Annotated in this window: 15 protein-coding genes; 8 read left to right on the top strand and 7 right to left on the bottom strand. The window is 65.1% G+C overall.

What is annotated here, in order from left to right:
* Nucleotides 1-10 precede the first annotated feature (10 nt).
* Nucleotides 11-895 (top strand): 2-dehydro-3-deoxygalactonokinase, encoded by an 885-nt coding sequence (locus tag AiwAL_RS06880; RefSeq protein WP_235703628.1) that lies wholly within the window; start codon nucleotides 11-13, stop codon nucleotides 893-895.
* The gene (locus AiwAL_RS06875) at nucleotides 886-1,512 is read left to right on the top strand and encodes a 2-dehydro-3-deoxy-6-phosphogalactonate aldolase (RefSeq protein WP_262312390.1); all 627 of its coding nucleotides are present in this window, start codon (nucleotides 886-888) and stop codon (nucleotides 1,510-1,512) included. The genes AiwAL_RS06880 and AiwAL_RS06875 overlap by 10 nt, the downstream gene beginning before the upstream one ends.
* Here the strand turns inward: AiwAL_RS06875 and AiwAL_RS06870 are convergent, their stop codons facing one another.
* From AiwAL_RS06870 to AiwAL_RS06850, 5 genes are all read right to left on the bottom strand, one after another.
* Nucleotides 1,513-2,214, bottom strand: coding sequence for an MgtC/SapB family protein (locus AiwAL_RS06870; RefSeq protein ID WP_262312389.1), 702 nt, complete (start codon nucleotides 2,212-2,214; stop codon nucleotides 1,513-1,515).
* A 21-nt stretch (nucleotides 2,215-2,235) separates the two neighbouring features.
* Nucleotides 2,236-3,606: a carbohydrate porin gene (locus AiwAL_RS06865; RefSeq protein ID WP_262312388.1), complete on the bottom strand. Its 1,371-nt coding sequence runs from the start codon at nucleotides 3,604-3,606 to the stop codon at nucleotides 2,236-2,238.
* Nucleotides 3,607-3,665: 59 nt separating this feature from the next.
* On the bottom strand, nucleotides 3,666-3,872 hold the full coding sequence (locus AiwAL_RS06860; RefSeq protein ID WP_235703632.1) for a hypothetical protein: 207 nt from the start codon (nucleotides 3,870-3,872) through the stop codon (nucleotides 3,666-3,668).
* A 9-nt stretch (nucleotides 3,873-3,881) separates the two neighbouring features.
* On the bottom strand, nucleotides 3,882-5,255 hold the full coding sequence (locus tag AiwAL_RS06855; protein ID WP_235703633.1) for an NRAMP family divalent metal transporter: 1,374 nt from the start codon (nucleotides 5,253-5,255) through the stop codon (nucleotides 3,882-3,884).
* A gap of 75 nt (nucleotides 5,256-5,330) precedes the next feature.
* Nucleotides 5,331-5,504: a hypothetical protein gene (locus AiwAL_RS06850; protein ID WP_235703634.1), complete on the bottom strand. Its 174-nt coding sequence runs from the start codon at nucleotides 5,502-5,504 to the stop codon at nucleotides 5,331-5,333.
* A gap of 285 nt (nucleotides 5,505-5,789) precedes the next feature.
* On the opposite strand from AiwAL_RS06850, the gene AiwAL_RS06845 reads away from it, so the two are divergent.
* Nucleotides 5,790-6,065, top strand: a complete 276-nt coding sequence (locus AiwAL_RS06845; RefSeq protein WP_235703635.1) for a metal/formaldehyde-sensitive transcriptional repressor — start codon at nucleotides 5,790-5,792, stop codon at nucleotides 6,063-6,065.
* Between the two features lie 151 nt (nucleotides 6,066-6,216).
* On the opposite strand, the gene AiwAL_RS06840 is transcribed toward AiwAL_RS06845, so the two are convergent.
* Entirely contained in the window at nucleotides 6,217-6,792 is a 576-nt protein-coding gene (locus AiwAL_RS06840; RefSeq protein ID WP_262312387.1) for an NUDIX domain-containing protein, read from the bottom strand.
* Entirely contained in the window at nucleotides 6,789-8,825 is a 2,037-nt protein-coding gene (locus AiwAL_RS06835; protein WP_262312386.1) for a sigma-54-dependent Fis family transcriptional regulator, read from the bottom strand. Before AiwAL_RS06835 ends, AiwAL_RS06840 begins: the two co-directional genes overlap by 4 nt.
* 341 nt (nucleotides 8,826-9,166) lie before the next feature.
* On the opposite strand from AiwAL_RS06835, the gene AiwAL_RS06830 reads away from it, so the two are divergent.
* The 5 genes from AiwAL_RS06830 (at nucleotide 9,167) to AiwAL_RS06810 (ending at nucleotide 14,551) form a co-directional block, all read left to right on the top strand.
* A complete protein-coding gene (locus AiwAL_RS06830) occupies nucleotides 9,167-10,993 on the top strand; it encodes a methanol/ethanol family PQQ-dependent dehydrogenase (protein ID WP_316044768.1) in 1,827 nt (608 codons plus the stop codon).
* Nucleotides 10,994-11,103: 110 nt separating this feature from the next.
* Nucleotides 11,104-11,982 carry a quinoprotein dehydrogenase-associated putative ABC transporter substrate-binding protein gene (locus tag AiwAL_RS06825; protein WP_262312384.1) on the top strand — a complete coding sequence of 293 codons (879 nt, stop codon included), beginning with the start codon at nucleotides 11,104-11,106 and terminating at the stop codon, nucleotides 11,980-11,982.
* Nucleotides 11,983-12,011: 29 nt separating this feature from the next.
* The gene (locus AiwAL_RS06820) at nucleotides 12,012-12,761 is read left to right on the top strand and encodes a c-type cytochrome (RefSeq protein WP_262312383.1); all 750 of its coding nucleotides are present in this window, start codon (nucleotides 12,012-12,014) and stop codon (nucleotides 12,759-12,761) included.
* 87 nt (nucleotides 12,762-12,848) lie between these two features.
* Nucleotides 12,849-13,424 (top strand): S-(hydroxymethyl)glutathione synthase, encoded by a 576-nt coding sequence (gfa, locus tag AiwAL_RS06815; protein ID WP_262312382.1) that lies wholly within the window; start codon nucleotides 12,849-12,851, stop codon nucleotides 13,422-13,424.
* Nucleotides 13,425-13,441: 17 nt separating this feature from the next.
* Nucleotides 13,442-14,551, top strand: coding sequence for an S-(hydroxymethyl)glutathione dehydrogenase/class III alcohol dehydrogenase (locus AiwAL_RS06810; RefSeq protein ID WP_262312381.1), 1,110 nt, complete (start codon nucleotides 13,442-13,444; stop codon nucleotides 14,549-14,551).
* Nucleotides 14,552-14,560 lie beyond the last annotated feature (9 nt).

Below are 14,560 nucleotides of genomic sequence, written 5' to 3'. Positions count from 1 at the left end.
GGCCGGGCCGATGATCGGCGTCGATTGGGGAACCAGCAGCCTGCGCGCCTTTCGCATCGCCGATAACGGCGCGGTGATCGAAAGCCGGTCTTCGGCGCGGGGCATCATGACGATAACCGATCGCCGGTTCGAGCCGGTGTTGCGCGCGGAAATCGGCGACTGGCTGGCGGCGGGCGAGACGCGGATTCTGCTGTGCGGCATGATCGGCAGCCGGCAGGGCTGGCGGGAGGCGCGCTATCTGCCGTGTCCCGCCGGAATCGTCGATCTGGCCGGGCAGCTCATTCCTGTCGGGTTCGACGGCGCCTCGGTAATGATCGTGCCGGGGATCGCGACCGAGGACGCGGACGGCGTGCCCGAGGTGATGCGCGGCGAGGAGACGCAGATTCTGGGCGCCGCTTCGGCCGAACGCATGGTAGCCTGCCTGCCCGGCACCCATTCGAAATGGGCCAGCGTGGCGGGCGGGCGGATCGAAGGGTTCACCACCTATATGACCGGCGAGATTTTCGCAGCGCTCGGCGAGCACACGATTCTCGCGCGCACCCTGCGGCGCGCACCGATCGACGAGGCGGCCTTCGACGAGGGGCTGGCGCGGGCGAGGGTTGCAGGCGGGCTGCTGCACCATGTTTTCGGCGTCCGCACCCGCGTGCTGCGCGGCGGGTTGAGCGAGGCGGCGGCGTTTTCCTATCTGTCCGGGCTGCTGATCGGGCATGAAATGGTTTCGGTGTTCGGCGGCGGTATCGGGATCAATGACAAGATCCGGGTGATCGGATCGGGTGCGCTCACCGCGCTCTATGCGCGGGCGATCGGCGCCTATGGCGGCGAGCCGGTGACGATCGGCGAGGCCGCGACCGCCGCGGGGCTCGCGCTTCTGGGGGGGCGGGTGACATGGCAATGAAGGAATGGCTGGCACGGTCGAAGCTGATCGCGATTCTGCGCGGAATCAAGCCGGATGAAGCCGAAGCGGTCGGCGCGGCGCTGGTGGCGGCGGGCATCGTCATCATCGAAGTGCCGCTGAATTCGCCCGCGCCGTTCGAGAGTATCGCGCGCCTCGCGCGGGCGTTCGCCGACCGGGCGCTGATCGGCGCCGGCACGGTGATGACCGACGGCGATGTGGCGCGAGTTGCGGAAGCGGGTGGCGGGCTGATCGTTACCCCGCACGCCGATCCGGCGATCGTGGTGGCGGCGAAGCGGAGCGGGATGCTGGCGGTGCCTGGTTTTTTCACCCCGGCCGAGGCGTTTTCGCTGCTGCGCGCGGGGGCCGACGCGCTGAAACTGTTTCCCGCCGAAGGTGCGAGCCCGGCGATGCTGCGCGCGCTGCGCGCGGTGCTGCCGCCCGAGATGCCGGTGCTGCCGGTGGGCGGAATTGCGCCGGAGACCATGGCGCCGTGGTTCGGGGCGGGGGCCGCGGGATTCGGGATCGGCTCGGCAATCTACCGGCCGGGCGATCCACCGGCGATCGTTGCCGGCAAGGCGCGCGCGTTCATGGAGGCACTGAATCAGGGCAGGTTCTGATCAGGCGGTGGTGCTGACGGTCCAGGTCGCGGTCTTGATCGGGCCGGCCTTCTCCAGCGCGGCGACGACCGCATCAAGCTCCGCCGGCTTCGCATTGGTGGGCACCAAGGTCGCCGCCAGTTCGACCAGCTCGTCGCTGTCGGACAGGGTTGCGATCTCGCGGATCGGGTAATGCGCGGCCTCCAGCTCGGAGAACAGCAGGTCGCGCACATCCGACACGTCGGCCGGGTCGCACAGAGCATGGATCGCGTATTGCGCTTCGGTGGCGCGCGCGTCGATCGGCCGGCGGTTGATGTAGTTCACCAGGGGACGGAGCAGCGTGTTGCCGGCGAGGATGAAAACGGTCAGCAAGGTGGCCTCGGCGGAGTAGCCGCAGCCGCAGAACGCGCCGACCGCAGCCGAGCACCACAGGGTTCCCGCCGTGTTGATGCCACGGATATTGGCGCCCTCCTTCAGGATGACGCCGGCGCCGAGAAAGCCGATGCCGGAGACGATGTAGGCGACCACGCGGGTCGATCCGGCGGGACCGGCGAGGCGAACCCCGAGATCGGCGAAGGCGGCGGCGCCGAGGGCGACCAGAACGGTGGTGCGCAGGCCGGCGGAGCGCTGCCGCCATTGGCGTTCGGCACCGATCAGGGTGCCGAGCACGAAGGCGACCGCGAAATCCGCGACGGTGGTCAGAAAAGGCACCTGAGCGAGCATGGCGATCTCTTTCGCGGTTCTTCAGAAGGCGATCGTCAGTTGGAGCTGGACCAGGACGGCATTCGGTTCGCGCCGCGGCGGATCGTTCGGGTCCGCGATGCCGCCGCCGGGATGGACGATATATTGCAGATCGGGCGTAGCGGTCAGCCAGGGCGCAAGCGCCGCATTGTAGTCGAGTTCGATGTCGGTCTCGCCGGAGGGGATCGGCGCCGGGGTTCCGGCGAGGCGGTTTTGCGCGCGCACGAAGGAGACTTTGCGGGCGCTGATCTTCTCGTAGGCGACCGCGAACGCCGCGCTGTCGCCGGGGCGGGCTGCGAACGGCGCGTCGAGCACGACGCCGGCCTGGGCATCGAGCGAGATCAGGTTCTGTGCGGGCGGGGCATAGGCGATGCGGACGAAGCCGCGCAGGCGGCGCTTGCCGGTGCCGTGCCAGATCGTTTGGGTATCGCCGGCATAGAGCACGTATTCGCCGCGATCCTGCCGCGCCGGAGCGGGATCGGACCGGGCAAGGCTCCGGCCGGAGGCGGAAACCAGCAGATCGGGCCGGGCCAGCGTGTCGTAGAGACCGCCGATAAGGAACTTTCCCTTGCCGAAATCCGGCAGGCGATAGGCGTAATCCGCCTCGGCAATGGCGAGGGCGCCGACATCGAGCGGGAAAGCGAAACCGCCGGCATCGCGCGCGGGCGGCGGCGGCCCTTCGAGCGGGCGGCCGAGCGGATCGCCGCCGAACAAGCCGATGCGCAGCCGTAGCGGTTTCGTGGCCTGCACGGCGAGCATCGCGCCGGGACCCTCGTAGGAATAGGCGGGCCCGCCGCCGGGCAGATTGTTCGCCATGATGTCGCGATAGGTGAAGTTTGAGTCGAGCAGGGTGGCGGCGGCCGGATTCTGGTCGAAATTCTCGTCGATGCCGAATTTCCCCAGCTTCACATGGATCGCGTCATGCGGCGCGCGCCAGCTCAGATAGGCATCGGCGAGGCGCGCGCCGTCCGGCGCTTCGACATAAGCAAGCCCGCTCAGGCTATGGACGGTGTACGCGGTGGGGCCGTGGCCCTGCGCGACCCAGGCGGACACATAGGCGGTTAGGCCGGAGATGCCGGTATACCGTGCCAGATCGGCACGCGTGGAGAGAGTCAGCAATCCGGAGAACGCGTTGCCCTGGCGTGCGCCGCCGCCGAGCACATTGGACGGCACTGCTTGTTCGGTCGCGCCAAGAGTAACGCCGTTGCCGGCCAGCCAGGACTTCAGCCCGCCCCAGGAGCCGAACAGCGCGTCGCGTTGCCAGAGCGACGCCGGCGCCGGCGTCGTCTGGTTCGGCTGATCCGCCCAGGCGTGGCCGGAGGCCGGCAGAAGCATGGCGCCGGCCATCGCGACGCGCAGGAAACGTGTCGGCATAACCATGGGCCGAGCCATTCATGTCAGAAGTTGAAGTTACGGGATTTGTGGCTGGAATTTTACCCGCCGGCGACGTGGAAAAATCCCAGTCCCATGATGACGAGCATGATGCCGATATAAATCCGCAAGCCCCAGAACACGGCCTGTTGCCAGGGACGCAGGGCGATCCGCCCGATCGGCGCCGGCGGCACGAGCCAGCCTTCGGTGCGGGCGATCGCAGCGATGTCGGCGGCGGTGTCGGTGACGAAACGATCATGGTTGTTCATGGCGGAACCTCAGAGCGCATGGGGGAAAACGGTCGCGATACCGTAGAGGCCGTTGCAGACGATCAGCATAACCATGACGCCGACCGAAAGGACGTTGCGGATCGGTGAATTCACGTGCTCGCCCAGCAACTCCCGGTCGTTGAGCAGCATCAGCAGGAACAGCATGGCGGCCGGCATGAACACAGTGGCGATCACCTGGACGGTCAGGTTGAGGAAACCGACCGGAACATGGGGCAGCATCAGGACGCCTGCCGCGATCGCCGTGCCGAGAATGGCGGGCGCGTAGAAATACAACGACCGGCGTGGCGAGATGTTGACCGAGCGCGGCACGTCGAGTGCCTCGCCGATCGCCCAGGCGGTGCTGGCGGTGATCACGATCGAGGCGATCATCCCGGCCTCGAGCAGGCCGAGCGCGAAGATCACCATCGCGCCGTGGCCGAGCCGCGACCCGATGCCGGCGAGCACCGAATGGTCGCCGAGCGACGCGGCGTTCGGCAGATCGTGCAGATACTGCCCCGAAATCACGATGATCGAGATCGCGACCGCCACCATGCCGATCACGCCGAGCATCAGGTCGCGCCGGCTCGCGGCGATGTCCCTGGGCAGCAGGCCCTTGTCCACCACGCAGGATTGCTGGAAGAACAATTGCCAGGGCGCGATCGTGGTGCCGATATTCGCCGAAACCAGGATCAGGAATCCGGCGGAGAACAGCCCGCCCGGCAGCGCCCAGCCGCTGCCCGTGAAGGTGCGGCCGATCGCGCCCCAGTCGGGGTGGGAAAACAGCGCGAGCGGCACGAACACCAGGTTGAACGCGGCGACGAACAGCGAGATGCGCTCCCAGGTATAATATTTCAGGAAGACCAGGATGCCGACGATGAAGGCGAAGGCGAGCGGGATCGTCACCAGATAGGGGATGTGAAAAATCGCGCTGGCGACCCGGATGCCGATGAACTCGGTCATCAGGGTGAGGATGTTGGCGACCACGAGATCGATCAGCGAGAAGGCGCCCCAGAACGCGCCGTAGCGCTTCCAGATCATTTCGGCATGGCCGCGCCTGGTGACCGCGCCGAGCCGGATGGTCATTTCCTGGACCAGATAGGCGATGAAGCCGAGCGGGATCATCAGCGGGATGAACAGGCTGAAGCCGTAGGTCGCGCCGGTCTGCGCATAGGTGATGACGCCGCCGGCATCGTTGTCGCCGAGCATGACCAGGAGGCCGGGCCCGATCAGCGCGAGGCCGAGGGCGAGGCGGTTGGCGAGGCCGCGCGGTGCTGAACGCAGCCGCTGGATGCGCAGCCGGTCGTGCAGCCGTGCCTCCAATTCTTCGGTATAGGTGATGCGGTCGGCTTCGGCCGGGGCAAGAATATCGGTTTCGGCGGACATCGGGTGCCTCCGTAGGCATGACATGTCAGGGACGGGACGGTGCTGAAGAGGGCGCGACGGCGACAGTGCGGGGAATCAGCCCGATGGCTTGTCCTGGGGCGCCGCGACGGCTTTCCAATACGGGATCAGCCGGCCCGACGGGTCGCGCCGCCAGCAGGCGACGAGCCGGCGGCGTGTTGTCGCGGGATTCGTTGCAATGGCGCGAACCGGCGCGAACGGCCGATCCGATGGCTTCCTGCGAAAGATCATGTGATCCCTCCTCCTGGTCTGCGTTGGTCTGGACCGGGGAGGGATTGGGCGGAGGGGTTCAGCGCGGCGCGCGCGTCACTCCGGCCGCACACCCGGTCCCGGCAATCGTCCAAGCCGCGGGGAACGTCAAAGCCAGCGCAACGCGCCGACTGTCGCCCTCCGAAGATTGGCTGCTAGATCGCGGTTTCATGGTGTCCTTGGATGCTGGTTGACGAAAGTCGGCGAAATTCGCATTCCGCCGGTCGCCGCGCTATATACCCCCTGGCAGTATAAGGTCAAGCGGCGATGCAATATACCGAGACGGAAAAACGCAAGCTGGTGAACCGGCTGAAGCGCATCCGCGGCCAGGTCGAGGCGATGCAGGCGGCGCTGGACGAGGATGCGCGATGCACCGCACTGTTGCAGCAGGCAACGGCGTGCCGCGGGGCGTTGGACGGGTTCATCGGCACGGTGATCGAGCACCATATCCGCCGGCATCTCGCCGATCCGAAACAGGCGGCGGCCGACCGCGCTCAGGCAGCGGAGGAACTGATCGGTGTGGTGCATTCCTATTTGACGTGATGGTGCCGCGTCTTCGCGCCGGGCAAAATCGACATTATCCGATCGTCCTGATTTCGGTTGATCTCTTGATTGAGCGACCGACCATCTCCACCTGATTTCATTGTGGAAAGCCAGATCTGAGCCGCTTCCAGCCCAGTCTAGACCGAAGTTTTCATTGGTCTGAACGAGAATCCCCTGGATTTATTGGCGGATTTTTTGATCTGCTTTTGACGTCTACTGGACACGCATGGGTTCGATCTCGAGGAGGTTGAACTCGAGGAGGTTGAAGGCCGCCGCCTGTAGTGTGGTTGGCGTGGCCAGGGTGGTGAAGGTCGCATGGGGCGCCGCGGCCAAGCCGGCGGTGCAGGGGCAGAACATGGTCGCGGGTCAAAGGCGCCAGGATCAGGCCGGTCGGGGTTGCCGGACCGAGCCAGGCGATTTCCGCGATTTCCGCTGCCGGAGTCACGGCGCCCGCGAGACCGACGCGGAACAATTCGGCCTCGACGATGGAGTCTGCTTCGTTCGCGGCGGGGGCGGAGAAACGGCCGATATAAACCGGACTTGACGTATTTACCGTCACGCCAAGTTCTTCGCGCAGCTCGCGAATGAGGGCGGTGAGCGGGTCTTCATGCGGTTCGATCTTGCCGCCCGGCTGCATGAACGCCTGGGTGCCGCGCTTGCGCACCAGGAGGGTGAGCCCGGCCGGATCGAGCACCAGGGCTGCCGAGATTCGAATCGTCTGCGTCACTGCGCCACGCGCATGAGGCCGTAACGGTGGAGTTTGCGGTAAAGCGTGTTGCGGCTGATGCCGAGCGCGCTTGCGGTGCCGGCGATGCGCCAGTGCTGGCGTTCCAGCTCGGCCAGGATCTGTCCGCGTTCGCCCGGATCGGCCCGATCGTCGGCATGCCCGGAGTCCGGCGGCGTGGCCGGGTTGGGGCGCGGGGCGAGGCGCGGCAGATGGGCTGGCCCGATCCTGCCGTCCTCGGCGAAGGCGATCGCGGTGCGCAAAGCGTTGCGCAATTCGCGGATATTGCCGGGCCAGTCATGGGCGAGCAGGATCGCCCAGGCATCCTGGTCGATCGTGATCGCCGCATCGTTGCTTTCCTCGCGGCACAATTGCTCGATCAGGGCGGCTCGGTCGGCGCGGGCGCGCAGCGGCGGCATGGTGAGTGCCACGCCGTTGAGCCGGTAGAACAGATCCATGCGGAATGCGCCGTCCGCCACCAGGGCTTCCAGGTCGCGATGCGTCGCGCTGATCACCCGGACATCGACCGGAACCGGGGTGTTGCTGCCGAGCGGGACGATCTCCTTTTCCTCCAGCAGGCGCAGCAGCCGCGCCTGGATGGCGAGCGGCATGTCGCCGATTTCGTCAAGGAACAGCGTGCCGCCATGGGCGGCGAGCGCCTTGCCGCGCATGCCGCCCGGCCTTGCGCCGGTGAAGGCGCCGGCCTCGTAGCCGAACAGCTCGCTTTCGATGAGGGTTTCCGGGATCGCCGCACAGCTCATCGCGACGAAGGGTTTCGAGCGCCGGTCGCTCGCCCGGTGGATCGCGCGGGCGAAGGTGTCCTTGCCCGTCCCGGTCTCGCCGAGGAGCAGAATATTGATGTCCTTGTTCATCACCCGCTCGGCGCGCCAGACGTTTTCGGTCATCGCCGGATCGCCGCCGGCGATGGCGGCAAGCGTGGGCGGATAAGGCCGTGGCGGTTTTGCGCCGGGGCGCGGGATCGCCGGTTTTTCGGCCGGCGCGGGCGGGATGGCGCGCGGCCGGGCGCGGGACGTGACCGGTTTCGCCGGCCAGATGCTCGCGTAGCCGTGCCGGTCGCCGCCATGGGTGATCGGCCAGATCGCGAAGGGCTGGGTTTCGGCATGCTCGAACAGGCGATCGACCGAGATGTCGAACAGATCGGCGACGCTGCGGCCGGTCAGGGCGGTGTTGCCCGCTGTGCCGAAGGACGCGCCGAGCTGGGCCGGAACCGTGCTGTCCACCGCGCGGACCCGGCCCTGGTCGTCGATCGCCAGCAGGCTGTCATAGGGCAGGCCGACCAGCTCGGGCCGTTCGTGGAAGCGCAGGATCAGGCAGTCGCGGAACTGGTGGGTGAAATGGAGCTGCTCGATGATCCGCGCCGACATGCTGACCAGCGCGATGGTGGGAACCTGGCTGGCCCGGCTGTCGTCGCAATCGAGGCAGGACGCGTCGAGCACGCCGAGCAACTCGCCGTTCGAGCCCCAGACCGGCGCGGCCGAGCAGGTCAGGCGGCTGTTGCAGGTGAAGAAATGATCCTCGCGATGCACCACACGCGAACGGAGATCGTGCAGGCAGGTGCCGGGGCCGTTGGTGCCCTGGTGGCGCTCGTCCCAGATGAAGCCGGGCGCCATGTTGACGGCGCGGGCGGCTTCGGCGTTCGCATTGTCGGTGAAGACGTCGAGAACCGTGCCGGCGGCATCGGTGAGCAGGAGCACGTAGCGGGATGCGGCGGTTTGCGATTGTGCGACCTGATGGCTGATCTGGCCGAACAGCCGGTGCATTTCCACCCGCGCGACCCGCTCGAACAGAGCAAGTTCCTCGCGCCGGTGTTTCAGCGCCGTACCGCCGATATGTTCGCCACTGGGCGCTGAATGCGGGTCGAGCCGGTAATCGTCATGGCAGCGCTTCCAGGCCGCCTCGATATAAGCCTCGCGCAGCAGGGGCCGGTCGCCAGGACGACCGCCGCTGGCCAGCCCTTCGGGCGCCATGGTCCGCCGATCGACAAGCCACCGCTCCGCACTGCAGGCGCGGGACATGCTGACTTCTCCCCTGATGCGATGGTTCTTTTTGAAGGCCGCGGGGAGCATCGCGCGCCGTCGGACCTGGCGCAAGGAAAATCAGCACGATGTTCTGTTTCTGGAACAGAGTGTCACGCCGGTGTGATGGGGCGTTACATCATGTTCACATCTGCCCGCGACAGCACGTGGATTTGTCAGCGATTCTGGCGCGCCAGGCCAGATTGAGATTTGGCGCGATTTTTGCTTTAGCTGGAATGGCCGGGCGAATCCGGTTCTAGATGAATGGTTTGCGGTCGCTGCCGGTTCCGGCGGTGCCGCGCACATGGAGGAACGTGATGAAGAAACTAGGACGAACATCGTTGAGCCGTTCGCTGCTGATCGCGACGCTCGGCGTGCTCGGTGCCGGCGCCTTCGTGCTCGGCGCTCATGCCCAATCCTCGAGCGCGTCGGCCAGCGAGTCGCTGCTGACGATGCAGAAAAACGCCAATGACTGGGTGATGCCGACTGGCACCTACAATAACTGGCGCTACAGCACGCTGAAGCAGATCGACACCAGCAACGCGAAGGATCTGCAGGTTGCGTGGTCGATGTCGACCGGGACCGATCGCGGGCTGGAGGGCCAACCGATCGTGATCGGCAACATGATGTACTACCAGACCTCGTATCCGAACTACGTCTATGCGATCGATCTCAACCACACCGACCGGATCGCCTGGAAGTTCGAGCCGCCGCGCGATTCCAACGCCCCGCCGGTTGCCTGCTGCGACGTGGTCAATCGCGGGCCGGCCTATGGCGACGGCATGATCTTCGTCGATGCCCTGGACGGCATGGTCTATGCGCTCGACGCCAAGACCGGCAAGGTGGTGTGGAAGGCGAAGAACGCCCATCCGACCAAGGGCCAGACGATGACCGGCGCGCCGATGGTGGTGAAGGACAACGTGATCGTCGGGGTTTCCGGCGGCGAATACGGCGTGCGGGGCTACATCACCGCCTACAACGTCAAGACCGGCAAGAGGGTCTGGCGCGCCTATAGCGAAGGCCCGAACAAGGACATGTTGATCAGCGCCTCCCACACGATCAACGGTGCGACGGGCAAGCCGGTCGGGCCGCATTCCAGCCTGAAGACCTGGAAGGGCAACGAGTGGAAGATCGGCGGCGGCACGACCTGGGGCTGGTTCTCCTATGATCCCAAACTCAACCTGATGTATTACGGGAGCGGCAATCCCGGCACCTGGAACCCGACCCAGCGGCCCGGCAAGAATCGCTGGTCGATGACCATTTTCGCACGCAACCCGGAGACCGGCGCGGCGAAATGGGTTTACCAGATGACCCCGCATGACGGCTGGGACTATGACGGCGTCAACGAGATGGTGCTGGTCAATGTGGATGATCACGGCAAGACGGTGCCGGCGCTGGTCCATTTCGACCGCAACGGCTTCTCGTATGTGATGAACCGGGAAACCGGCGCGCCGATCGCGATCCACAAATACGACAAATCGGTGAACTGGGCGACCGGGATCAACCCGAAGACCCATGAGCCGATCGTCGATCCGGCGAAGATGACCACGGCCAACAAGAACGTGAAGGATATCTGCCCGGCCTCGCAGGGCGACAAGGATGAACAGCCGGTTTCCTACGATCCGACCACCAAGCTGTTCTATGCGCCGCTGAACCATCTGTGCATGAGCTACCAGGCGTTCAACGTGAAGTACAAGGCCGGGTTCCCGTTCGTCGGCGCGATCGTGAACATGGTCCCTGGACCGGGCGGCTATCGTGGCCGGTTCATCGCCTATGATCCGATGACCGGCAAGGCCACGTGGTCGATCCACAGCATGTTCCAGGATTGGGGCGGCGCGCTGACCACGGCCGGCGGCGTCGGCTTCTACGGCACGCTGAAAGGTATGTTCCGGGCGGTCGATCTGAAGACGGGCAAGATCCTGTATCAGTTCAAGACGCCCTCGGGCATCATCGGCAACCCGATGACCTACATGCATGACGGCAAGCAATACGTCGCGATCCTGAGTGGAGTCGGCGGCTGGGCGGCGATCGGCATGACCAACCACCTGCACAAAAGCTCCGCCGGTCTGGGCGCGGTCGGCCTGAATGCGACCCTGACCGACTACACCAACCTTGGCGGCACGTTGATGGTCTTTGCTCTCCCGTCGAAAGTGGCGAGCGCGCACTGACGTCAGTCGGCGATCCAGCCTGGGTTTCTCCCCTGCCCAGGCTGGATTTTTTTCACAGCCGGTTTGGGATTGTGCAATAGATGGCCGGTAACATCATGGAGGACGTCCCGATGTCGTGGACAATGTCAGGCTGGGCGAGGCAGGCCAGAGCGGCGGCGGTGAGCGCGGCCGCGATCGCCGTTTCGGTTGGCGGGTTCGCCCAGGCCGCGAATTCGGCGCCGACCGCCGATAGCCATGTGCTGCGGGTCTGCGCCGATCCGAACTACATGCCCTATTCAAACAAGGCCGGCGAAGGTTTCGAGAACAAGGTGGCCGAACTGGTCGCCAAGGCGATGGGCCGCAAGCTCGAATACCGCTGGGCGAGCTATCGCGCGCGCGGCGGGTTTTCCAATTTCCTGGCGGAAAATCTCGACGCAAAAAAATGCGACGTGGTGATGAATTTGCCCTACGGGGATAACGAGGAGGGTTATACCAAGCCGTACTACTATTCGTCCTACGTGTTCGTCACCCGCAAGGACAAGCACTACCATATCCGCTCGATGAATTCGGTGTCGATGCGGTCGATCAAGATCGGTTTCGAGGCGGGGACGACGCCGGAGACCGCGATGAAGATGCTCGGCCTGATCAACAATTCAGTGCCGTTCCATATCGCGAGCAACCCGAACGCCTCGCCGAAATCGATGTTGCAGGCGGTGCAGGACGACAAAGTGGGCGTGATGATCACCTGGGAGCCGGCGATCGGCTATTTCCTGAAGGATTATCCCGACCTTCAGATCGCGCGTGTGCCGTCCGAGGAATATGGGCCAGGCCTGCCGGCGGTGAACTACACCTATGGCATGGCGATGGGCGTGCGCAAGCACGATACCGCGCTGAAAGCGGAGCTGAACAAGGTGATCGCCGCGCATAAGGCGCAGCTCGCCGCGGTGCTGGCGAAATACGACGTCAAGCTCTATCCCAATCCGCGCCACGTGAATTTTTCCAACCAGTGACGAACAGACAGGACGAGAAAGCAGGACGCATGAAGGCAAGGTATAACATCATCGGCGCGAGCGTTATCGGTGTGGCGGCGGCGGGGCTCATCGCGGTGGCGGGGTTCGCCGCCGATACGTCGTCGGGCGGCGCGATGCCGAAGGGCGAGACGATCGCCAAGGGCAGCGACTGCTTTTCGTGCCACGCGATCAATCAGAAAATCGTCGGGCCGGCGTTCACCTCGGTCGCCGCGAAATTCGCCGGCAAGAAAGGCGCGGAGACGACGCTGGTGAATGCGGTGAAGAAAGGCCATGTCGGCACCTGGGGCAAGGTGCCGATGCCGCCGCATCCGCAACTGAGCGATGCGAAGATCAAGGAAATCATCTCCTGGATTCTGTCGCTCAAGAAAACCAAGACGGCGGCGGCGGAAGCGGCGAGCGGCAAGACATACAGCTACACGGTGAAGGGCAAGACGCTCTCGACCTCGTTCCCGATCTATCAGGCCGGCACCAAGAAAGTCACGCCGGAGGTGTTTCGCGGTTACGAGCTGTTCAACTCCTATTGCTTCCGCTGCCATGGCGAGGATGCGGTGGGGGGGTCGTATGCGCCGAATTTGCGCCGCTCGCTGGCTAACGGCATGAAAGAAAGCAAATTTGTCAGCATCGCGATGACCGGCGTCAAATCGAAAGGGATGCCGAGCTGGGCTGGCTTTTTCTCGCCGCACCAGATCCATGCGATCTATCAGTATACCAAGGCGCGCAGCGTCGCGGTGGTGGGCACCGGCACGCCGAAACACTAACGCGGACGGATCTACTTCAAGGGGATCAACAGGTCGGTGCACGGGCCGAAATGCCCGTCCCGATCGTTCAACAGGAGGAAACCGCAAATGCCTGTAACGATACATCCGTTGGTGGATCAGGGGGTTTTTGGTGGGGGTGTGAAGGGATTTGGGGGTGGGACGCTGCGGTGTCACTGTCCGAGCCATCGGGTTGAGGTTCGGGTTGACGCGCAGGTTGCGCACAACCATGCGTGCGGGTGCACCAAGTGCTGGAAGCCTTCTGGGGCGCGGTTTTCGGTGGTGGCGGTGGTGCCGCGCGAGTCGGTGCATGTGGTGGAGAACGGCAACAAGCTGCACATCGTCGACCACAATGCCACGATCCAGCGCCATGCCTGCCGCGAGTGCGGGGTGCACATGTTCGGGCGGATCGAGAACAAGAACCACCCGTTTTACGGGCTGGATTTCATCCACACCGAATTGTCGAGCGAGCAGGGCTGGTCGGCGCCGGAATTTGCCGCGTTCGTGTCCTCGGTGATCGAGGGGGGGACCGATCCTGCGGAGATGGGGGCGATCCGGGCGCGGCTGCGCGACCTGGGGCTGGAGCCGTATGACTGCCTGTCGCCGCCGCTGATGGATGCGATCGCGACGCATGCGGCGAAGGCGTCTGGCGTGCTGCGGGCGTAGCGGGAAGGGCTGGGATCATGGAAGTTCGCGCGGCGATCGCGTGGCAGGCGGGCAAGACGCTGGAGCTTGGCACGGTGAAGCTGGAGGGTCCGAAGGCGGGGGAGGTTCTGGTCGAGGTGAAGGCGACCGGGATTTGCCATACCGACGAATACACGCTGTCGGGCGCGGACCCGGAGGGGTTGTTTCCGGCGATATTGGGGCATGAAGGGGCGGGCATCGTGGTCGATGTCGGGCCTGGAGTGACCAGCGTCGCCAAGGGCGATCACGTGATCCCGCTCTACACGCCGGAATGCCGGCAGTGCAAATCGTGCCTGTCGCGCAAGACCAATCTATGCACCGCGATCCGGGCGACCCAGGGCAAGGGGGTGATGCCGGACGGGACCAGCCGGTTTTCCTGCGCGGGCGATCCGGTGATGCACTATATGGGCTGCTCGACGTTTGCGAATTTCACGGTTCTGCCGGAGATCGCGGTGGCGAAAGTCCGTAAAGACGCGCCGTTCGACAAGATCTGCTACATCGGCTGCGGGGTGACCACCGGGATTGGTGCGGTGATCAACACGGCGAAGGTGCAGCCGGGCGACAATGTGGTGGTGTTCGGGCTGGGCGGGATCGGGCTGAACGTGATCCAGGGGGCGCGGCTGGCCGGGGCGAACATGATCGTGGGCGTCGATCTGAACAACGGGCGCAAGGCGATGGCCGAGAAGTTCGGGATGACGCACTTTGTGAACCCCGCCGAAGCCGGCGAGGATTTGGTTGCTCACCTGGTCAATCTGACGGATGGCGGCGCGGATTACAGTTTCGAGTGCATCGGCAATGTGAAGGTGATGCGCCAGGCGCTGGAATGCTGCCATCGGGGCTGGGGCACGTCGGTGATCATCGGGGTTGCGGGGGCGGGGCAGGAGATCTCGACCCGGCCGTTCCAGTTGGTGACCGGGCGGAACTGGCGGGGCACCGCGTTCGGCGGCGCGCGCGGGCGGACCGACGTGCCGAAGATCGTCGACTGGTATATGGACGGCAAAATCAACATCGACGACCTGATCACCCACACCCTCCCCTTCGAGCAGATCAACCACGGCTTCGACCTCATGCGCAACGGCGAAAGCATCCGCTCCGTCGTCGTATACTGAATGCGGATG

This window comes from Acidiphilium sp. AL, from assembly GCF_025499445.1.
GTDB classification, from domain to species: Bacteria; Pseudomonadota; Alphaproteobacteria; order Acetobacterales; family Acetobacteraceae; genus Acidiphilium; species Acidiphilium iwatense.
This window is presented reverse-complemented; position numbering and strand designations above follow the sequence as displayed.